14 protein-coding genes are annotated in these 22,648 nt (G+C 38.4%); 13 read left to right on the top strand and 1 reads right to left on the bottom strand.

From position 1 onward, the window contains the following. Positions 1-11: 11 nt before the first annotated feature. The 3 genes from BMW39_RS13780 (at position 12) to BMW39_RS13770 (ending at position 3,654) form a co-directional block, all read left to right on the top strand. Entirely contained in the window at positions 12-1,874 is a 1,863-nt protein-coding gene (locus tag BMW39_RS13780) for a M1 family metallopeptidase (protein WP_034972829.1), read from the top strand. A gap of 13 nt (positions 1,875-1,887) precedes the next feature. Further along, positions 1,888-2,841, top strand: coding sequence for a hypothetical protein (locus BMW39_RS13775; protein WP_034972827.1), 954 nt, complete (start codon positions 1,888-1,890; stop codon positions 2,839-2,841). A gap of 105 nt (positions 2,842-2,946) precedes the next feature. Continuing rightward, complete coding sequence (locus tag BMW39_RS13770; RefSeq protein WP_034972825.1) at positions 2,947-3,654, top strand: FKBP-type peptidyl-prolyl cis-trans isomerase; 708 nt, start codon at positions 2,947-2,949, stop codon at positions 3,652-3,654. A 98-nt stretch (positions 3,655-3,752) separates the two neighbouring features. Here the strand turns inward: BMW39_RS13770 and clpB are convergent, their stop codons facing one another. Beyond that, entirely contained in the window at positions 3,753-6,344 is a 2,592-nt protein-coding gene (gene clpB / locus BMW39_RS13765; RefSeq protein WP_034972823.1) for an ATP-dependent chaperone ClpB, read from the bottom strand. Positions 6,345-6,752: 408 nt separating this feature from the next. Here clpB and BMW39_RS13760 point away from each other — a divergent pair, with 408 nt between their 5' ends. From BMW39_RS13760 to BMW39_RS13715, 10 genes are all read left to right on the top strand, one after another. Further along, a complete protein-coding gene (locus tag BMW39_RS13760; protein WP_083391925.1) occupies positions 6,753-8,294 on the top strand; it encodes a helix-turn-helix domain-containing protein in 1,542 nt (513 codons plus the stop codon). Between the two features lie 178 nt (positions 8,295-8,472). Continuing rightward, positions 8,473-9,414, top strand: a complete 942-nt coding sequence (locus BMW39_RS13755; RefSeq protein WP_034972820.1) for a T9SS type A sorting domain-containing protein — start codon at positions 8,473-8,475, stop codon at positions 9,412-9,414. Between the two features lie 235 nt (positions 9,415-9,649). Further along, positions 9,650-12,319 (top strand): reprolysin-like metallopeptidase, encoded by a 2,670-nt coding sequence (locus tag BMW39_RS13750; RefSeq protein WP_083391924.1) that lies wholly within the window; start codon positions 9,650-9,652, stop codon positions 12,317-12,319. 126 nt (positions 12,320-12,445) lie between these two features. Further along, positions 12,446-13,246, top strand: coding sequence for an enoyl-CoA hydratase/isomerase family protein (locus tag BMW39_RS13745; protein WP_034972819.1), 801 nt, complete (start codon positions 12,446-12,448; stop codon positions 13,244-13,246). Between the two features lie 113 nt (positions 13,247-13,359). Next, on the top strand, positions 13,360-13,773 hold the full coding sequence (locus tag BMW39_RS13740; protein WP_034972818.1) for a PaaI family thioesterase: 414 nt from the start codon (positions 13,360-13,362) through the stop codon (positions 13,771-13,773). Positions 13,774-13,907: 134 nt separating this feature from the next. Continuing rightward, the gene (locus BMW39_RS13735; protein ID WP_051879776.1) at positions 13,908-20,060 is read left to right on the top strand and encodes a fibronectin type III domain-containing protein; all 6,153 of its coding nucleotides are present in this window, start codon (positions 13,908-13,910) and stop codon (positions 20,058-20,060) included. A gap of 107 nt (positions 20,061-20,167) precedes the next feature. After that, positions 20,168-20,785: a membrane protein gene (locus tag BMW39_RS13730; protein ID WP_034972817.1), complete on the top strand. Its 618-nt coding sequence runs from the start codon at positions 20,168-20,170 to the stop codon at positions 20,783-20,785. 1 nt (position 20,786) lies between these two features. Beyond that, entirely contained in the window at positions 20,787-21,401 is a 615-nt protein-coding gene (locus BMW39_RS13725) for a hypothetical protein (RefSeq protein ID WP_034972816.1), read from the top strand. A gap of 2 nt (positions 21,402-21,403) precedes the next feature. Then, a complete protein-coding gene (locus BMW39_RS13720; protein ID WP_034966172.1) occupies positions 21,404-21,694 on the top strand; it encodes a winged helix-turn-helix domain-containing protein in 291 nt (96 codons plus the stop codon). Between the two features lie 112 nt (positions 21,695-21,806). Beyond that, positions 21,807-22,646, top strand: a complete 840-nt coding sequence (locus BMW39_RS13715) for a metallophosphoesterase (protein ID WP_034972815.1) — start codon at positions 21,807-21,809, stop codon at positions 22,644-22,646. Positions 22,647-22,648 lie beyond the last annotated feature (2 nt).

The following is a 22,648-nucleotide window of genomic DNA, read 5'->3' as shown; positions in this document are numbered from 1 at the left end:
AAATTTTGGAAATGAAAAAATTATTATTGGGATTGATGCTGATGGGAACGGCGATTTCTGCGCAGGAACTGTATATGCCGAGGAATATCAAGAATGCTTATTCGAAAGGGACTCGCGATGTTTCTGGAAAACCCGGAAAAAATTACTGGCAGAACAAAGGTGTTTATGATGTGAATGTGAAAGTGGATGCGAAAACGAAAGTGGTATCGGGTTCTGAGACCATCCAGTATTCCAATAATAGTCCGGATGAGTTGAAGGTTTTGGCGATTCGGTTTGTGAATAATATGACCAAACCGCAGTCTCCGAGAGCCGGATACGCTTCGAAGGAATCTTTGACGGAGGGTTTGACAATCACATCATTCTCCATCAATGGTGAAAAATACAACATCAACAGCGACGATTGGGGAACTGTGGAAGCGGTGAAACTGACGAAAGCAATTGCCTCAAAATCGAAAACTGAAATCAAAATCGATTGGGAATATCCATTGGCAAAGGAAAGTGGGAGAGAAGGGCAGATAGACCCGGAGACTTTTTATGTGGCGTATTCTTTCCCGCGAGTTTCTGTTTATGATGATTACAACGGTTGGGATATGTTGGCTCACAACGGCAGACAGGAGTTTTATAATGATTTTAATGATTATTCTTTTGCGATTTCTGCACCTAAAAATTTTGTGGTTTGGTCAACGGGCGATTTCCTGAATCCTGAGGAAGTTCTTCAACCTGAATATTTGAAACGTTTTAGAGAATCTTTGAAATCCGATAAAATCATTCACATTGCCAATGAATCTGAAATGAAATCCGGGAAAGTGACGAAGCAGAATGAGTGGAATGTTTGGAAATTCAAGGCAGATAATATTGTAGATTTTTGTTTTGCATTGAGCAATCATTACGTTTGGGATGCGTCGAGTGTTCAGTTGAAAACGAAAAGAGCGAGCGTGCAATCTGCCTATAAAGTTGGCGCGAAAGATTTTGAACAATATACGGAATGGATGCGCTATAATTTGAAATGGTTTACGGACAATTGGCCAGGTGTGGAATATCCTTTTCCAGCAATGACGGCTGTCCAAGGTTACGCCGATATGGAATATCCAATGATGATAAACGACACGAGCATTCCATACGATTTGCAAGATGCGAGATTGACAGCGGACCACGAGATTGCGCATACTTATTTCCCTTTCTATATGGGAATCAATGAAACCAGATATGCTTATATGGATGAAGGTTGGGCTACAACTTTGGAATATTTGATAGGAATTGATGAAAATGGGAAAGAAGCTGCGGATAAATTTATGAAGAACTTCCGTGTAAAACGTTGGATTAATGATGCTTCCACCGAGCAAGACCAACCGATTATTACGATGAGTTCTCAGCTTTCGGGCGCTGGATATGGGAATAATGCATATGTGAAATCGTCGCTATCTTATTTGGCTTTGAAGGATTATTTGGGAGATGATTTGTTTAAGAAAGCTTTGCATCATTATATGGACAACTGGAATGGGAAACATCCGATTCCGTGGGATTATTTCAATTCGATGAATGCTGGTTCGGGGAAGAATTTGAACTGGTTTTTCAACAATTGGTTTTACACGAATAATTATATTGATTTGAAGATTGCGTCTGTGATGGAGCAGGACAAGCAGTTGGTTTTAACGGTTGAGAATGTTGGTGGATTTGCGATTCCGTTTGATGTGGTTTTGACTTATGAAGATGGGACGACGGAGAAAGGACATTTCACGCCGGCCGTTTGGGAGAAAGACCAGAAGCTAACTAATCTGAATATTCCTGTTAAGAAGAAAATAAAGTCCATTAATCTGGATGGCGGGATTTTTATGGATTACACGCCAGGAGATAATTTGAAATCAATGAATTAAACCTAAAACGCAAATGAGAAAAATATATGTCTTAAGTTTTCTGATGTTGTTGGTTTCCTGCGTTTCCAATAAAACGAAAACGTTACAAAATAACATCCTGACGCTGAGAGACAGCTATTGTAAAGCGCCTTTGCAGTACAACTATACGCAGCGTTTGCCTTCGTACAATTCCGATTCTATCATTTCGGCAAACAGCCAATTGAAGGATTATTTTTCTGACCAGAGTATTTTGATTCTGAATGCTTTGGGAAGTGTGGATGAAGTGGAAAACATCATTGACCTCAAAAAGAATAACAGCCTGGAAGCACAAGTGAAAGTCCTTCAGCTGAAAACTAAAATCAACAGTAAAATCAGTATTTCACTTACGGAGTTAGATGCGGTTGCTGCCGAATTTGACTGCGAAGGTGAGCGTGTTGACCAGATGGCGAATTACGTAGATAACCTGAATAATAACAGGAATAACAAACTGATTCTGTTTTCCATCATCACGGGTGCTGTGACTTCGGTTGCCGGCGGGATTATTAAAAATGACAATGCAGAAAATATCGTCAGTATTGGTGGTGGACTTTTGGGAGCTGGTCTTGGTTTGGCGACTTTCAATCCGAAAGGAAAAAAAGTGGAGTTCATTCACGAAAGAAATCTCTTGAAAGATATTTGGGAGCAGAAATTACAATCTCATAATTTCCCACCATTCATTTGGTATATGTACACAGAGAAAAAATTTACTGGGAATCGCGAGCATTCTATCATTCAGAATATGAAGCAACGGTGGATTCAGTATCAATTTGATAATGATGAAGATGCAGCGAACAAATCTGTGAATTTTGGAACTGGTGGTTTTTATCGAGCCTCGGATTTGCAGAACCGAGCCTCGATGTTGAACCAGATGCAGTCTGCGACGAGGACCATTAATCAAAATATTAATTATCTGCTGTTGGATTTGGATAAGATGATTTCGGAATCTTGAAATGAAATTTAAAAATCAGCAGTAGAAAAATTCATTCTAGCAGGAAAGTTTCTATTATTAATAATAGATTTGCAACCATTAATTCGCTAATCATAAAATTATAAAATGAAAAGACAAACTATTGCATTGTTTTGCGTAGCGGCACTTAGTTTTTCGTGTGCTGACAAAGGTGACAAAAAAGACGACAGCAAATATACAGATGAGCAAAAAGCTTCTTATTACATAGGAATGAGTATCGCTCAAAATATGAAACAAGAGGGCTTCAAAGTAGATGCAGAACTTTTGGCTCAAGGTATCAAAGAGGAAATCGACAGCACGAAGAAAAAGATGTTACCAGCTGAAGAAATGAACAGCTTTATGCAGGATTTTATGATGAAGCAACAGCAAAAAAAGCAGTCTGAAGCGGGAGCACAGTCCAATGACAATAAGAAAAAAGGTCTGGATTTTCTTGCGAAAAATAAATCCAACCCAAAAGTGAAAACCACTGCCTCAGGTTTGCAGTACGAAGTTTTGCAAGAAGGTGATGGTAAAATAAAACCAAAAGCATCAGACGTTGTACAAGTAAAATACACTGGAAAACTTTTGGACGGAACCGTTTTCGATTCTACTGACAAAAATGGCGGTGCGCCGATGGATATCAATCTTGGTGGTGTCATCAAAGGGTGGACAGAAGGAATCCAGCTGATGAGCAAAGGTTCCAAATACAGATTTTACATTCCGTCCGATTTGGCTTACGGAGACCAAGGCGCTGGAGGTGCGATTCCAGGTGGTGCTACTATAATCTTTGATGTGGAATTGGTGAGTATTAAGTAATGTCATTCAACTCAACAAAAACAAAAAACCTCAGCCAATTTAGCTGAGGTTTTCTTGTTTTAAAATAGTATTTAATATGAAGAAAAATTTAACTCAATTTATTCCACCGGTCTGAAAACCAAACCTGTTTCCTCGAAATAATCCAGCGTAATTCGGTCACCGTCATTCACGGTTCCTGCGAGGATTTCTTTTGATAATTTATTCAAAACTTCCTGCTGAATCACTCTTTTCAAAGGTCTTGCTCCGAAAACCGGGTCGTAACCTTTATTAGTTAGGTAATCTAAAGCATCCTGAGTTGCGGTCATAATGATGTTTCTTTTCAGCAACAAATCATTGAAACCTCTCAACTGATATTGAACGATTTTTCCGATTTCTTTTTTTCTTAAAGGCTGGAACAACACGGTCTCATCAATCCTGTTCAGAAATTCCGGACGAAGGGTTTGTTTTAATAAATCAAAAACCTGAATTTTTGTTTTGTCCACAATTTCATCCTGATTTTCCTCGGTAATATTTTCAAAATTCTCCTGAATAATATGCGAACCGAGATTCGAAGTCATAATGATAATCGAGTTTTTAAAATTCACGACTCTGCCTTTATTATCGGTCAGTCTTCCGTCATCCAAAACCTGCAGTAAGGTGTTGAAAACATCCGGATGCGCTTTTTCAATTTCATCCAAAAGCACCACTGAGTAAGGTCTTCTCCTCACCGCTTCAGTCAATTGTCCACCTTCGTCATATCCAACATATCCAGGAGGCGCGCCAACCAAACGAGAAACGGAATGTCTTTCCTGATATTCACTCATATCAATTCTCGTCATATTATTTTCATCATCGAATAAAAATTCTGCCAAAGCCTTTGCCAGCTCAGTTTTACCAACTCCGGTTGTTCCTAAAAACAGGAAACTTCCAATCGGTTTTTTCTCATCGCTCAATCCAGCTCTGTTTCTTCTGATGGCGTCTGCAACAGCTTCGATGGCTTCTTCCTGGCCCACAACTCTGTGATGAAGTTCCGTTTCAAGATGCAATAATTTTTCTCTCTCAGACTGAAGAAGTTTGGTCACAGGAATTCCCGTCCATTTTCCAATCACTTCTGAGATGTTATCTGCGGTTACTTCTTCCTTAATTAATTCATTCTGATGATTTTGCATTTCCAGTTCGAGTTTCTGCAAGGCATCTTCTTTCTCTTTTATTTTTCCGTACTGAATTTCTGCAACTTTCGCATAATCTCCAGCTCTGGAAGCTCTTTCAGCCTCAAGTTTCAGAGACTCAATATCTTTTTTAATCGAAGTTAAATCTTCAGATTTTTGTTTTTCTTTAAGCCATTTGGCGTTGATTTCGTTTCTTTCTTCTGAAATTCTCGAAATATCTTCTTTCAAATGGTCGATTTTCGTCTGATTGCCTTCTCTCGAAATAGCCGCCAGTTCGATTTCCATCTGCATCAGTTTTCTGTCGAGAACATCCAGCTCTTCTGGTTTAGAATTGATTTCCATTCTCAGTTTAGCAGAAGCTTCATCAATCAAATCAATCGCTTTATCCGGTAAAAACCGGTCTGAAATATATCGTTGAGACATTTCCACCGCCGCAATAATCGCTTCATCTTTGATTCTTACTTTGTGGTGCGCCTCGTATTTATCTTTAATTCCTCGAAGAATAGAAATTGCAGATTCGGTATCCGGTTCTTCCACCATCACTTTCTGGAAACGTCTTTCTAAGGCTTTATCTTTTTCAAAATATTTCTGATATTCATTCAAAGTGGTCGCACCGATGGCTCTCAATTCTCCTCTTGCCAAAGCTGGTTTTAGGATATTTGCTGCATCCATCGCGCCTTCACCACCGCCGGCTCCAACCAAAGTGTGGATTTCGTCAATGAAAAGAATAATTTGTCCTTCTGATTTAATCACTTCATTCACAACAGATTTCAAACGCTCCTCAAACTCACCTTTGTATTTGGCTCCGGCAATCAAAGCGCCCATATCCAAAGAGTACAAAGTTTTATCCTGCAAATTTTCAGGAATATCACCGCTGATAATTCTGTGTGCAATTCCTTCTGCAATCGCCGTTTTACCTACGCCTGGTTCACCGATTAAAATTGGATTGTTTTTCGTTCTTCTCGAAAGAATCTGCAAAACTCTTCTGATTTCTTCATCACGGCCAATTACGGGGTCAAGTTTCCCTTCTGCAGCGAGTTCGTTGAAGTTTTTAGCATATTTATTTAAAGATTGATACGTCTCTTCCGAACTTGCCGAAGTCGCTTTCGAACCTTTTCTTAATTCTTTGATTCCGCCTTCCAGAAGACTTTTGGTCACACCCATATCTTTCAGCGTTTTCGAAACTTCTGAATTGGTTTGCAACAGCGACAACCAAAGATGTTCGATGGTCACGAATTCATCACCCATTTTTTTGGCAATATTCGGTGCATCCAACAAAACTTTATTCGCTGAATTTGAAAGGTAAATATTCCCTCCCTGTACTTTCGCAAGTCTTTTTAAATTTTCTCTGTTTCGCTCTCTTACCAAAGTGGCATCTGCTTCAGATTTCTTCAGTAAAAAAGGCGATATATTTTCATCAACTTGGAAGATTCCTTCCAGTAAATGTTGTGGTTCTATCTGTTGGTTACCAAATTCCATTGCCACCTGTTGTGCGGCCTGGATGGCTTCCTGTGATTTTACGGTATATTGGTTTAAGTTCATATCTTTAGTATAATTAATGGTTGATAGATGATAATTGATTTAAAATGGTATCAAATTTTGTTCAATTTTGAGTTTTGAAAAGATGATTTTTATTTTTAAAAAACATTAAGAAAGTAATTTTGAGGTTAGCTTTCTTAATGCTTTATCAATCATTTAATTCGAATAGCTTATCGCAAAAAGTATTCTTTTGTTGAATTTTTAGAATTATCAGACAAAATTTCCGAATAATTGAATTTTAGTTAAAATGAGACCGACAAAATTTCCGATAATTTTATTTTTTGCTTTAAAATGATTGTCAATTTGGTAATGTTTTTTCTATCACCTCAATTTCTTAATATTTCAAATCGTATTTTTTATTTATAAATTTGAGTATAAAATCTGAAGTTGGCTCGTTTTCTAATTGTTTTGATGATCTTTTGTTTGATGTTGTTTTGTTCTGCACAGAATCAAAATCAGGAAGACTTGTCTGGTTCCGAGACTTTGTACATAAGTAAAATTTCGCCTGAATCGATTATCGAACAAAGCATCAAGAAGCTTAAACAGCCAATCTCAGACGAAGCCAAATATGAAGTCCGGATGAAAATGGCGGATGCATATCTGAAAATCAAAAAACCAGATTTTGCAAAGTCAACAGAAATGCTTTTCAAAGCGAAAGAAATTGCTGAAAAATTAGATGACACCAAACTCAAAGCGAAAATCTACGGCTCTATCGCCAATCAATATTCGTTTTTGAATTTTCCGGATAAAATAAAACCTTACTTGGATTTATCGAAACAGCAGGTTGATAAATTACCAAATGGTTACGAAAAGAATTTCCTCACGGCCAGATTGTACATTGAATATGGAAATCTAGAGGCCGATAAAGAGAATTTTCTGGTTGCGAAAAAGGATTATCAGAAAGCTTTGAAGTTTTTAGGAAACATTGGAAATCCAAACAAAAAGAACATTTTTCAATTCAGAAGAGCGTTTTACAATATGGGCGTTTCATATGCTTACCTCAAAAAAAATGATTCGGCAGAATATTTTCTTAATAAAGCCTTGGCGATTCGTGATACGGAAAATAAAGAATTTAAATATTTCATTTATAATACTTTAGCAAAAGTTTATATCGATAAAAATGAAAATCAAAGAGCAATTGATTCTTTGGAAACGGTTTTGAAAGAAGATGCTTTTAAAGATAACCGATTGAAGGCAGATATGTACAAAAAGCTTATCGCTGCTTACAAAACTTTAAATGACAAAGAAAAATATATTGAATATTCTGAAAAGCTTTTGGAACTTGAGCCTGATGTGAAAGACAATAATATGAAAGCCATCAATACGGCGGTGACAATCGAGCAGAAGAGTCTTGTGGATAAGATTTCTGACAAAGAAGGGCATAATCAACTGTTGATAATTGGTTGTGGGTTTTTAATTCTAACGGGTGGAATCTCTATTTTTTACATTAATCAAAAGAGAAAAAAAGAGAAACTGCTTTACCAGAATTTTATTTCCAATCTTGAAAAAGAAGAGGAAACTTCAAAGCGTAAAGAAATCACTCAGCCGGAAATTGAGGAGAAAGAAAAAATACCATTTTCAGTTCCAAGTTCTGCGGAAACAATGATTCTGGAAAAGTTGGAAAAATTTGAAGCATCGGCGAAATTCACAAATCAAAAGCTGACAGTTGCAAGTCTGGCGGTGATGTTCAAAACCAATCCAACATATCTTTCGGAAACCATCAAGAAACATAAAGGGAAAAACTTCAATAATTATCTGAACGAGCTTCGCATCAATCACATCTGCAAACAGATTCTCGAACGTCCGGAATATCTTAATTATAAAATAAGTTATCTGGCAGAAGCAGCCGGTTTTTCTTCGCACAGTTCCTTTACTACTGTCTTTAAGAATGTCACTGGGATCTCTCCGTCCGCATTTCTCCGTGAAGCAGAAAAGAAACATCAAAATATTTAATTCTCTGATTTTCTGAATCTTAATATTCATTTTTTACTTTTGAAATATGATATTTTGGAAGACAAAAGCTGTTTTTTGATTCTTAAAGTATATACATTTACTTCATCAATGAAATAAAAAATATTTCTAATTGATAAGATTATCGCAAAAAATTTTATTAAATCTTAAAAAATTAATTATGAAGAAAATTGTATTTTTTCTATCGGCTTTAGGTTCGATGGTGGTCTATTCTCAAAGCTTGGGTTACGGGAGATCCTTCTCGGATTCTACACCTAGAAGCACACCGATTAAAAAAGCTTTGAAGGCGGAAACGTGCAACACCGTGGTCATAAATGATACAGAGGAAGAGAACGGTGTTTTCATCATCGGCGCTGGCGGACAAAAAGCGGCAGTGGACATTCCGATCGCAGCGAACCAAACCATCAAAATCAATAGCATTGTCGTGACCTTGGCGAGTAAGTTGCCGCCAACGTTTGTGAATTTTTTGTTCTATGACAACACGCTTTCTACGCCGGAAGATCCCGAAGACCCAAGAAGAAATGTTCCTGGTCAACAAATCCTATCTGTGACCGACAGCAGTATTGAATCCTTTGAGGAAGTAGGTTACGAGCCTTTGCACGAGTTTGTCATCAGGAAAATCAAAATTAAGCTAAACACACCAATTGTTTTGAACGGAACGATGTCGGACGGAAGAATCTGGATGAGCACAAAATCTGATGCCAACGCGTGGTCCTCAACGGCGCATTATGATACCGGCGAAGGTGTCGTAGGAGAAAGTCTGGCTATGGGAAGTGATACTTTTGACTGGTTTCAGCTGATCAATCAGGAGTGTTTGTACGAGTTGGAGGCAGAATGTGACTTCCTGAATGTTGCTGATGCCAACCCAAAATCGAAAGTTGACATCTATCCAAACCCAGCGCAAGATCATTTCGAATATCAGAATATGGGATCGATGAAAATTGTCTCTGTCAATATCTTCGATGTGAGTGGTAAACTAGTAAAAACTTTAAACGGTGATCGGTCAAAAGTGGAAGTTCAGGATTTGGCTAAAGGCGTTTATATCATTAAAACAAAAACATCTTCCAATATTACTTTGACGAATAAACTCATCAGAAAGTAAACATATACTCCAAATTAAAATAAAACCCGCTTGAAAATTAATTCTAGCGGGTTCTCTTATGTGGTTATTCGGCTGATTAATTAATTATTGATATTTTAAAATATGTGGTTTTTTATTTTTATATTCATAATTATAGTATGGGATTATAATGACAAAAATTGCATTTGATAATTTTTGTTGAATTTATATTGTGAAAATTCTGTTAAAAATTCTTAATTTGCACAAAAATTTTAATATGAAGAAGTATTTACTAATGTCTGCATTGGTTCTGCCAATGTTGAGTTTTGCCCAATGGTCAAAAGTGGGCAATACGAGCAAGCAGGTGAAAGCTGAATTTGCAAGCCTCAAGGAAAAGCAACTTTTTTCTTTGGATAAGAGTCTCATGCAATCAAAATTGCAAAGCGCACCTCAAAAATTCTCCGGACGAAAAGGCGTGGAGATTTTGATGCCTAATGCAAAAGGTGTTTTGGAGAAATTCCAGGTTTGGGAATATTCCAACTTCACGCCAGAGGTACAGGCTATGTTTCCTGGCATCAGATCTTATATGGGCGTTGGAATTACGGATAAGTCGGCTTATTTGAGATTTTCAATTTCTGATCTTGGACTTTCGTCTTCCACATTTAGAACAGGAGAATCTAGTTTTGTTGAAGCTTATACTGCTGGTAATGACGTCTATGCTGCGTATTCATCAGCATCCAGAATTTTGGATCAGAAGGATGAATTCATCTGTTCCACTATGGATGAGATCATAGAAGGAAATCAGGATGTAACTTCCGCCAATAGGTCTAATAATCAGGTTTATAAAACATTCAGGCTGGCAATGTCTGCACAAGCGGAATACTCTCAATATCATATCCAAAGAGCTGGTGCAACGGATGCCACTGATGACGAGAAAAAAGCGGTCGTTCTAGCTGCGATCAACAACACAGTGACAAGAGTGAATGCTTTGTACGAGAAAGATCTGGCAGTGCACTTCAACTTGATTGATATTCTACCGATTATTTACTTAGATGCAGCATCAGACCCTTATACTGGATCATACAACTCACAGGTGCAGTCTACGTTGAACTCTGTCATTGGCGCTGCAAATTACGATATCGGACACGTGGTGGTCTATGCAAGTCCAAATGGTAATGCAGGTTGTATTGGTTGTATTTGTACAAACGCTACAAAAGGTTCTGGCTTCACCTCACATTACATTCCTGTAAGTGATATTTTTGATATCGATTATGTGGCTCACGAGATTGGCCACCAAGTAGGAGGAAATCACACACATACTTACAGCGGATCCGAAGGTTCAGGTGTTCAGGTAGAAGTGGGTAGTGGTAACACGATCATGGCTTATACGGGAATCACAGGTGCTTACGATACACAGTTTAACTCAAATGACTTCTTTACTTACAGAAATATTCTGCAAATTCAGAATAATTTAGCTAATAAAGCTTGCGCAGTTAATACACCAACTACAAATACGGCACCGGTTGTAAATGCTGGGGCAGACGTTACAATCCCGATCAGTACACCATTTGTATTGAGAGGAACTGCGACTGATGCTGAAAATGATACGTTATCTTACGTTTGGGAGCAGAATAATCCTGCAACCTTATCGGCACAATTTACAACAGGTTCTTACGCATCTCCTACGAAGGCAGGTGGTCCAAACTTCAAAATGTTCCCTCCAAAATCTGAGCCTGTAAGATATTTTCCAGAATTCGGAAAGGTATTAGCAGGCGTTAATGCAACACGTTGGGAAGCACTTTCAAGCGTTGGAAGAAATTTGAATTTTACTTTGACAGCGAGAGACAATTCTGCCAATGGTGCTCAAACCAATACGGATGAAGTGATAGTGACTGTGAGTGCAGCGGCTGGACCTTTTGTAGTGACAGCGCCAACTTTTGGAGAAAGCTTGGTTTCCAATGCAACGTACAATGTGAAATGGAATGTTGCCAATACAAATGTTGCTCCGGTGAACACAGCTAATGTCAATATCAAATTATCATTGGATGGTGGTAAAACTTTCACAACAGTAGCGGCTAATACAGCTAACGACGGAGAAGAATCTATCTCTATTCCTGCGGGTTCACAAGCTGCTAATGCTTACTTTATGATTGAGGCGGTCAACAACGTTTACTTTGCAGTGAGTCCTAGTTTTGTGATAGATTACACAGCAAATGGTGAGGTTTGTAATACTTACAATTATACAGGTGCTGCGGTGGATATCAATGATGGAACTGGAAGTACAAATGGACCAATCTCATCTCCTCAGATCATGGTGCCGATTGATGTTCAGGATTCTGGTGTGATCACAAAAATAAGAGTGAAACCAACAGTTGAGCATCCAAGAACCAGCCAATTGGTTGTAGGGATCCAAGGTCCATTAGGTCAAAGTGCTTGGTTGTGGAACAGAAAATGTACAAGTTCAGGAATTACTGCAACATTCAGTGACGAAGGTTCAACTTATGTTTGTGCTTCGCCAATTGCTGGAACAGTAAAACCTGATGAGTCTCTGACCATTTTCAAAGGAAACGATACGAAAGGTGTTTGGAATCTATTTGTTTCGGACAACATTAGAAATCTAACGGGTAAAGTAACCACCTGGTCACTGGAATTGTGTACAAGAGATGCACAAGTACTTGCGGTGAACGAAAGTGCTTTCAATTCTAACAATATCAAAGTGTATCCAAATCCATCAAACGGTAATTTCTTCATCAAATCAAAAGATCTTGGCGGAAATGCCAAAGTAGCGATCTACGATATGAACGGAAGATTGGTTCACACTTCTGGCTTCAACGTTTTGACAGGAGAATCTACCAATGAGTTCAATGTTAACTTGACAAAAGGTGTTTACTTGCTAAAAGTAACTTCTCCAAAAGCTAACTATACTCAGAAATTGATGATCAAATAATTTCGAATTATTTATAAATTTCAAAGCCGACCAGCAATGGTCGGCTTTTGTTATTTTCAGAATAGAACTTTCTTCAGGGCTTTCAATAAAATATATTAAATTGCAGTTAACAATAATTATGTCAAAATGAATTACACACAAATAGAAATAGACGCCCAATTCGACGGAAAATTACAATTGATCTACCTCAACCAACCGGAAAGTTACAACAGCTTGACCAAAGTAATGCTTTCCGAATTGCGAAATGCTGTTCACAAATTCAGTGAAGACGAAAACGTGCGTTGCGTTGCGATTGCAGGAAAAGGAAAAGCGTTCTGTGCTGGTCAAAACCTGAAAGAAGCTTTGAGTTTTGGTAAGGATGACGACGACCGAGAGATCCAGCGTTTTGTCATCGAATATTACAATCCTTTGGTTTTGGAAATCGTAAAATGCAGAAAACCTGTGATTGCTTTGGTCAATGGTCCTGCAGTCGGCGCTGGTGCGATGTTAGCTTCAATCTGTGATTTTACTTTGGCAGTGGAAAGTTCCTATTTTTCTTTCGCTTTTGCTAATATTGGTTTGATTCCAGATACTGCTGGAACTTATTTCTTACCGAAATTGGTCGGAAAACAATTAGCAAGTTATCTTTCATTCACAGGAAAGAAAGTGCCTGCACCAGAAGCTAAGAAAATTGGTCTGATAGCCGATTTTTTCCCAGATCCAGAATTTGTGGAGAAATCGATGGAAGTGCTGACTCAACTCGCGCATTCAGCAACCACAGCACTTTATCTGACCAAAAAAGCCTTTAACAAATCCTATGATTTCACATTGAAAGAACAGTTGGATTACGAATCCATCATCCAGCAAGATGCGGCCGAAACTGAGGATTTCCGAGAAGGTGTAACTGCTTTTATCGAAAAACGCTTACCGAATTACAAAGGAAAGTAAGTTGGAGCGTTTGAGAGTGGGAGAATTGGAGCGTTTTTCTTCTAACTTCCATCATCCATCATCCATAATTTATCATTTATCAATCATCATTTATCAATCATCATTTATCACTTATGACTCCAAAAGAGACGGCCGAATATTTGTTCGGAAAAGATTTGTTTTCTCAATGGTTGGGAATTGAACTCACTACTATCAAAGAAAACTATTGTCTTATAAGAATGCCAGTAAAACCAGAAATGATCAATGGTTTAGGAACCGTTCACGGCGGTGTGACCTTTGCTTTTGCAGATTCGGCGTTGGCTTTTTCTTCCAATAATACAGGCGAAGCGGCAGTTGCGCTCAATTGTTATATTAATTTTACAAAAGCCGTACGGGATGGCGACGTTTTGACTGCCGAAAGTATTCTGCTCACAGACACGAGAAAAACTGCAGTCTATGACATTACGATTAAGAATCAGAATGATGAGGTTGTTGCAGGTTTCCGAGGAACGGTTTACAAAATTGGTAAGAAAGTGACGGAATTGTAGAAGATATTTTCTGAAAAAATAATTCAAAAGTAAAATGATGTTGATCTAAATGATTGATATCATTTTTGTTATAAAGTATTTTAACATTTTTTTAAGAATGTCGATTTTTTTTATATTTTTGAGAAACTTTTACCATGAAAAATTTTTACCGTTGTTGTTTGTTAATATTAATATTTTCAAATTTAAACATCTATTCCCAAGATCAAAAGAGTCTTACGAGAATTCAACAGTCAACAAAGGTTGATTATTTACGGACCTTCTCAGACAATCAAAGAAAACAATTTGACTTAAGTTTCAATCTCGCCAATTCTCTGGCAGAAAAGAACCATTGGCAGAAAATCATAGTCACAGATTCGACTTACTCTCGATTGGTAGGTGTTACCAAAGATCTAAAACCCATCTATTACATTACAGAAAATAGGAATGCGGGAATCACTTCCCGTGCAGACAGACTGTACAGCGGTGGTAGCCTGGGACTTTCGATAGAAGGACAGGGAATGCTTGCAGGAGTTTGGGATGCTGGACGTCCACTCTTGACCCACGAGCTTTTCTCCAACAGGATATCTTTGATGGACAATTCTCCATATCAACATCCACATGCATCGCACGTAGCAGGAACTATTATTGGGACAGACGCCGTGCAAAACGGAAATGCTAGAGGAATGGCTTTCAAAGGAAGTGCGAAGGCCTACGATTGGGATAATGATATTGCTGAGGTGGCCAATGCTGCAGCTGCGGGACTTTTGATCTCAAATCACTCATATGGATACAATCCTTATTATATATCAGTTGATAAATTCGGAAAGTACGATCAGGTGTCGAAAGATTATGATGAGATACTTTTCAATGCGCCTTATTTCCAGATGGTCTGTGCTGCAGGTAATTCCAGGATCTATGGCGTCAACACAGGTAAAAATGGTTTTGACCTTATTACCGGACATGCGCTTGGAAAGAATGTGATCACGGTTGCAGCTGTAGAGGAAGTCTTGAACTATTCTGGCGCCTCATCAGTAGTGATGTCGGAGTTTAGCAGTTGGGGACCGTCCGATGATGGTAGAATAAAACCAGACATTTCCGCGAAAGGTGTTCATACATTTTCGGCTGTCAATAATTCTAACTCATCTTACGACTACTACGACGGGACATCTATGGCATCACCAAGTGTGGGCGGAACATTGCTTCTATTACAGCAATATTACAACCAGCTGAATAATTCCTACATGAAGGCTTCTACACTTAAGGGATTGATGATTCATTCTGCAGACGAAGCTGGAGCAGCGCCGGGTCCTGACTACAAATTCGGTTGGGGATTGATCAACGCAGAGAAGGCAGCGAATATTATTAAAGATAAAAATCTGTTCTCCAAAGTTGAAGAAAATACGATCAACAATGGTGAAACAAAAGAGATTGTACTAAGTAGCAACGGTGTTGACCCATTGGTTGTGACGGTTGCTTGGACAGATCCTGTTGGGAATTTACCTTCTAATGCAACAGATGACCCAACGCCAAATTTGGTGAATGATCTGGATATCCTTGTTTCGAGAGATGGCGTTGACTATTATCCTTGGAAACTAAATCCTGCTAACGTCAATGCAGCCGCTACCAAAGGTGTGAATAATCTTGACAATGTTGAGAAGATAGAGATTAATACACCATTGGCAGGAGCATATCTTTTGAAGATCAATCATAAAGGAAATCTTGTCAATCAATCTCAGAATTATTCTTTGATCGCTTCTGGGATTGTTACAACAGATTTTTGGTTCAATACGGCTGACAATAATTTTAAGGTTTGTAAAAGTACTAGTAATGATCTGGCAGTGAACTTTGATTTCCATGTAAAAAATGGATTCTCAAACCAAGTTCACCTTTCCGTTTTGAACTTGCCTGCCGGATTGTCTGCTACTTTTTCACCTTCAGAGCTATCTAGTGAGGGTAATTTTATTCTTAATTTAACAGGGATTTCAACCATTCAAAAGGGTAAATATAATTTTATCATCAAAGGTGAAAATGGTGCGGATTCTTTCGAATATCCAATTGCTATCACTGTTTACGATAATGTCATCGCTATTCCAACTTTGATGACGCCTGCGAACAACGACCTTTCTGTAAATTATATCAATACAGAATTCACCTGGACAGCAGACTCCAATACAGAATCTTATATTTTTGAAATTTCGAATCTGTCCGACTTCTCAGTCAAAGAAACTTACACAACACAGATCAATAAGTTTAGTAAAACGCTTGATAATGGTACAAAATACTACTGGAGAGTGAAAGGTATCAATACATGTGGAGAAAGTGATTTTTCTGAAACCAACACTTTCAATACCTTTTGTACAGGTCCAACTTATGTACAACTAATAAGAGCTGGTAGTAACAATCTTACGGTTAGCTGGAACACAAGTAATTTATCAGGTAAATGGGAAGTGGAAGCAGTACCTGCGGGACAAACGCCTACTGGAAGTGGAATCATTGCTATGACCAATCCTTACACGATCACAGGACTTACTAAGAATACTTGCTATGATATCTACGTGAGAGTTGTTTGTGCAGAGGAAGGCAGTTATTCTTCTTGGGTGAAAGGTAATAATTTCTGTACCAATGCAGACTATTGTGATGGTGACCATTTCTATGATTCAGGTGGAGCCAACGGAAATTATGCACCATCAGAAAATTTTATCAAAACGATCTATCCAGAAAACTCTGGTGACAGGATAACGGCTGCGTTCAACAAATTCAAAGTCGAAAGCTGCTGCTCTTATTTTTATATATATGACGGACCGAATGAAAGCTCACCTTTATTGTTTAGTGGCTCAGCAATGAATCAATTGCCTTACACTTACAGGTCAACTCATCCTACAGGTGCTTTGACTTTTAGATTCTATTCTTACGGAGTGGGAGATGAAGGTTGGGATGCGACGATTCTTTGTGAACCAAAACCAGCTTGTCCTACAATGCCGAAAAATATAGCATTGACTGCTTCTACACCAAGTTCTATGACATTTAATTGGGAAGATACGTCCAATGCTTCACAGTGGGAGATTGAAATTGTACCTGCTGGAACCACGCCAACGGGGACAGGAATTGTTACGTCACAAAAACCTTACACAAGGTCTGGACTTACAAAGAACACTTGTTATGATGTTTATGTAAGATCTCTTTGTACAGGTGGCTACTCAGATTGGTCGGCTCCTGCAAGATTATGTACTTCGCCAGACTATTGCGCCGGTGACCATTTCTACGACTCAGGAGGTCCTAATGGAAATTATAAGGATTATGAAAATTGGACCAAGACCATTTACCCAGCTGTTTCTGGCAATAGAGTGAGAGCTGTTTTCAATGAGTTTTCCTTGGAGTCTTGCTGTGATCAGTTGACAATCTATAACGGACCAGATAGTAATTCTCCAGTTTTATTCAGCAGTGGATATATGTCAGAATTGCCTTCTTCTTTTAGATCGACTCATTCTTCTGGAGCATTGACCTTTGCCTTCAGATCAGACGGTAGCTCTGTGAGGTCAGGCTGGGATGCTGAGATTTTCTGTGAGACAATTCCTGCTTGTTCAGAATATCCAAAATCAATCACGCTTCAAAGTGCCGCACTTAATAGCCTTACAATCAACTGGACAGACGCTTCCAACGCAACACAGTGGGAATTAGAAGTTGTCAAAGATGGTAATTCGCCAACTGGTGTCGGAACTGTCATCAGTTCAAAACCTTATACGATCACAGGATTGCAGTCCAATGCACTTTATAAGGTTTACATTAGATCACTATGCTCTGCAGGGACATCAGAATGGAGTGTTTCCAAAGCGTTTGGAACATTGGCAGATTACTGTAGTGGCGATCATTTTTATGACACTGGCGGTGTTTCGGGTGGCTATTCCAATAATTATGAATCATATACAAAGACTATATATCCATCTAATACTGGAGATCGCGTGAAAGCGATTTTCGATATGTTCGATGTCTATCAGTATGATCAATTCACGGTTTATAACGGTACAAATACTTCCTACAATTCAGTTTTATATAGCAGCTACGGAAATTCGGTACCACCAAGTACGTTGATGTCAACTGATATTGCGACCGGAGCGTTAACATTTTCTTTCAATACATCTGGAAATATAAATAACAAAGCAGGATGGGATGCAAGAATAATATGCGAACCAATGCCGCCTTGTCCTAATGCGCCGGGAGAGATCACGCTTCAAAGTTCTAATCTAAATGCCTTGACAGTAACTTGGCCTGAGAATTCCAACGCGACACAATGGGAAATTGAGGTTGTAAAAGACGGAAACTCGCCTACAGGAAGTGGAACGCTGATATCCACACGTCCTTACACAATCACTGGTCTTCAAAGCAATACTTGTTATAGAATATATATCAGATCGGTTTGTTCAGGAGGTAATTCCAGCTGGACAGTTTCCAAATTATTCTGTACTCAAGGTGATTATTGTGGAGGTGATCATTTCTATGATTCTGGAGGTGCATTAAGTGGTTATCCTAACAACTATGAAAATTTTGTTAAGACAATCTATCCTTCAGGAAATGGAAATAGGGTAAAAGCTATTTTCGAAATGTTCGATATCAATCAATATGACCAGTTTACAGTTTACAATGGACCTAATACTTACAGCGGTTCTGTTTTATATAATAGCTCAGGGAATTCTACGCCTCCAGGAACGTTACAATCAACCGATGTTGCGACGGGAGCTTTGACATTCTCATTCTACTCATCAGGAAATAACAACAACCGTGCTGGCTGGGATGCACAAATCATCTGCGAACCTATGCCTGCTTGCCCTAATCCGCCAACTTCAATAAACCTCCAAAACGCAGGACTAAATTCCTTGACCCTGAACTGGACAGATAATTCCAATGCAACACAATGGGAAATTGAGGCGGTTCCAGATGGAAGTTCACCAACTGGCGTTGGAACTCTAGTATCCACACGTCCATACACAATCGCAGGTTTGCAAAGAAACACTTGTTACAAAATTTATGTAAGGTCTGTATGCGTAGGAGGCAAGTCCGAGTGGGGTGTTTCCAAACTATTCTGTACGCAGGCCAACTATTGTGCTGGAGATCATTTCTATGATCTAGGCGGCGCATTGAGCAACTATCCAAACAATGAATCTATAACAAAGACGATCTATCCAGGTGCGTCAGGAAATAGAGTAAAAGCTATTTTCGAAATGTTTGATGTGTACCAATACGACCAATTCATCGTCTATAATGGACCGTACGCCACAAGCAATTCCATTTTGTATAACAGCTATAACAATACCACACCTCCGGGAACATTGGCATCTACAGATGTGGCAACAGGAGCTTTGACTTTTGTTTTCTATCCATATTCTAGTAACAACAATCCTAAAGCTGGCTGGGATGCGCAGATCATTTGCGAACCAATGCCGCCTTGCGCCAACAAACCAACACAGATAGTTCTAGAAAGTTCAAGCTTTAATACATTGAAATTCAATTGGACCGAAAACTCAAGTGCAACACAGTGGGAAGTTGAACTGGTAGCGACAGGAAGTTCACCTACTGGTCATGGTGTTATAGTCACTAGTAAGTCATATACGGTTTCTGATCTTTTGGAAAATACATGTTATGATGTCTACGTAAGGTCTATTTGTTCTAATGGAAATTCTGAATGGACAAGATCTTCTGTTCCATTCTGCACCCTTCCAAACTATTGTGGCGATGCACATTTCTACGATTCAGGAGGACAGAATGGCTATTATTCGGATAACGAAAATTGGGTGAAAACGATCTATCCCATGTCAGCCGGAAAATTAGTGAGTGCCAAGTTCACGATGTTCAACCTGGAAAGTTGTTGTGACAGATTGACCATCTACAACGGTCCGGACATACTTTCGCCAATACTATTCTCGTCAGGGACTATGAACAATTTGCCTCAGACCTTCAAATCAAATAATCCTACAGGAGCATTGACGTTTAAGTTCACTTCCGATTCTAGTGCAACTTATCCTGGTTGGGATGCACTTATCAATTGTGAAGAAAATCTTTCCGTAGCTTACAACGAGTTGGAAAATATAAAGATATTCCCGAATCCTGTGACAATGGGAATCTTGAATATTTCTTCTCCAATAGAGATCCGGAAATATGAGATCTTTGATGTGAGTTCAAAATTGATATTACAAAAAAGTGTTTCTGAGAAAGACCTGAAATTAGATATTGGTCATTTGGTATCGGGCAGTTATGTCGTGAGGATCACAGACCGAGATGCTAAAATTCATACTTTCAAAATCATCAAAAAATAAAGTAAAAAAAGGGAACGTCGCTGTTCCCTTTTTTTATTTCAAAAAACTTCAAAATTTGTTTTGAAGTTTTAAAATAAATTGTAGCTTTGTAATTCAAAGTTCTTTTTATGGAATCGAAAAATTATCAGGAAGAGTTGGCGCACATCCGTCAGATGATGGAACGCAGTTCGAGATTTATTTCATTGAGTGGTTTGTCCGGCGTCATTGCGGGAATCGTGGCATTGCTGGGTTCCGTTTACGTATATTTCGTTTTCCAGAGAGAAGGCATCGATTATTTTGATGGCGAACGTAATATCTACGGACCAGCTTTGGCGAAGGAATTATTCTTTGTCGCGTTGGTCGTTCTGGTCTTAGCGATTTCCAGCGGTTATATTTTCACAGCCAGAAAAAGCAAAAAGAAGAATCTGAAGATTTGGGATTCAATTACGAAGAAATTGCTGTTCAATTTTGCAATTCCATTGGCAGCAGGCGGGATTTTTTGCATTGCGCTTTGGAATCATAACTTTTTTCCTTTAATTGCGCCGTCAATGCTTATTTTCTATGGATTGGCTTTGATTAATGCAGAACGATACACACTAAGTGATGTTAAATATCTTGGAATTTGTGAAGTCGTCCTTGGAATGATTGCCTTATTCTGGCTTGGTTGGGGATTGATATTTTGGGCGATTGGATTTGGGTTTCTGCATATTTTTTATGGAATTTTGATGTATAGGAAATACGATTAGAATGTCGAAAACATTAAAATATATTTTAATCGGGTTAGGCAGTATATTAGGAATTTTCATTCTTGGATTTATCATTCTAAATATTATGATTGCTTCTGCTTTTGGAGCTTTTGATAAGAATTATTCAGTTTCAGAGTTGAAAGAAGAATATTACTCGAATGAAAAAGAAATTGATGAATTGATTTTGTATTTCAACACAATTAAACCAAAAGATAAAATTGTGTCAATTGAGTTTAAAAATGATGAAATTATTGGAGGACTTGCAATTCAGAATAATGGTGCAGGAAAAAAGTTTTTTCAGAGTTGGAATTTTAATAAAGATGTATTAATCACGCCAGATATAAAAAATATGTTAGGTTGGGATTTAGAAACCATTGAAATTCTAAAAGAGAAATTAGATAATGCAGATTGTATTTCAATAGAAGATGGAGAACCTATTAAAATTGGTTTTAAAAGGAGCGGAATGGGAATGTATTCATTTGATGTTTTTCAAAATAAGCTAACGGATAGAAATAATTTTAATAATAATTGTCAATATATTTTAGTCGATAACAAATTTGCATTAGAATATGGAGGTGGAGCAGTCGGACCTCAGTGTTTTCAAAACTTTAAATAAAAATGTTAAACATCAATCAACTCAACAAAGAATTCGAAAGTCGTGTAAGATTGGGCATTATGTCCGTTCTTATGGTCAACGATTGGGTTGATTTTACCGAAATGAAAAACCTTCTGAGCGCCACCGATGGGAATCTAGCCAGCCACAGCACAGCGCTGGAAAAAGCAGAATACATCGAGGTGAAAAAAGAATTTGTAGGCAAAAAACCAAGAACCTCTTACCGCGTGACGCAAAAGGGTAGAGATGCGTTCACAGAGCATATCAATAACCTGGAAAAATTGTTGGGAAGATAGCATAATGAATTTTGCTCCCTTTAGGGTTGGGGAAACAAAATTGTTGGGACGATAACTCCCGATTTTTTTTGAAAGTTAACTTTGTAATTCAAAGAACTTTACAATTGAAAAAATGAATCGAAGAAAATTTATTACCAAATCATTACTCGCGACAGCTGGACTTTCGCTGGGTTTCTATTCCTGGCAAATAGAACCATTTTGGCTGGAGTTTGTTCATCTAGATTTACCAATCAAAAATCTGCCTTCAAAGCTTCATAACAAAGTCCTGATGCAAATCTCAGATTTACACGTCGGCAATCGCTTCGACTATAATTTCTTAATTGATTCTTTTAAGAAAGCAAAAGCTTACAAGCCAGACATCGTGGTTTACACCGGCGATTTTGTTTGCTGGGAAAATAATCCGGAACAATTCGAACAACTGAAAATCGTAATGAAAGAAGCCGTTCTCGGAACTCTCGGAACAGCCGCAATTCTCGGCAACCACGATTACGGCGCAGAATGGAAAGAAGAATACATCGCTGATGAGGTTTCAAAAATCCTCACCGATTCCAAAATACAAGTTCTCCGCGATGAGAAAACTGAAGTTTCCGGCCTGAATATTTTTGGTTTTGAAGAATTATGGGGAACGAATTTCCACCCAGAAAATCTGACGAAAACCATCAATCCAGATGAAGCCAATCTCGTCCTTTGCCATAATCCCGATGTTTGCGATTTGGATGTCTGGAACTGTTATCAAGGCTGGATTCTTTCTGGACACACGCACGGCGGACAAGCAGTACCTCCTTTTCTTCCACCTCTGATTTTACCCGTGAAAAACAGAAAATACACTTCCGGAATCATCGATTTGGAAGCTGGACGAATGCTCTACATCAACCGTGCATTGGGACATTCTTACCAGGTCAGGTTCAATTGCAGGCCGGAGATTACACTTTTCAAATTGAAATCTATTTAATA

The sequence above is a fragment of the Epilithonimonas lactis genome, assembly GCF_900110605.1.
Taxonomy (GTDB): Bacteria; Bacteroidota; Bacteroidia; order Flavobacteriales; family Weeksellaceae; genus Epilithonimonas; species Epilithonimonas lactis.
Note: the sequence above shows the minus strand (reverse complement) of the source record. Positions and strands in the feature narration are given on the sequence as shown.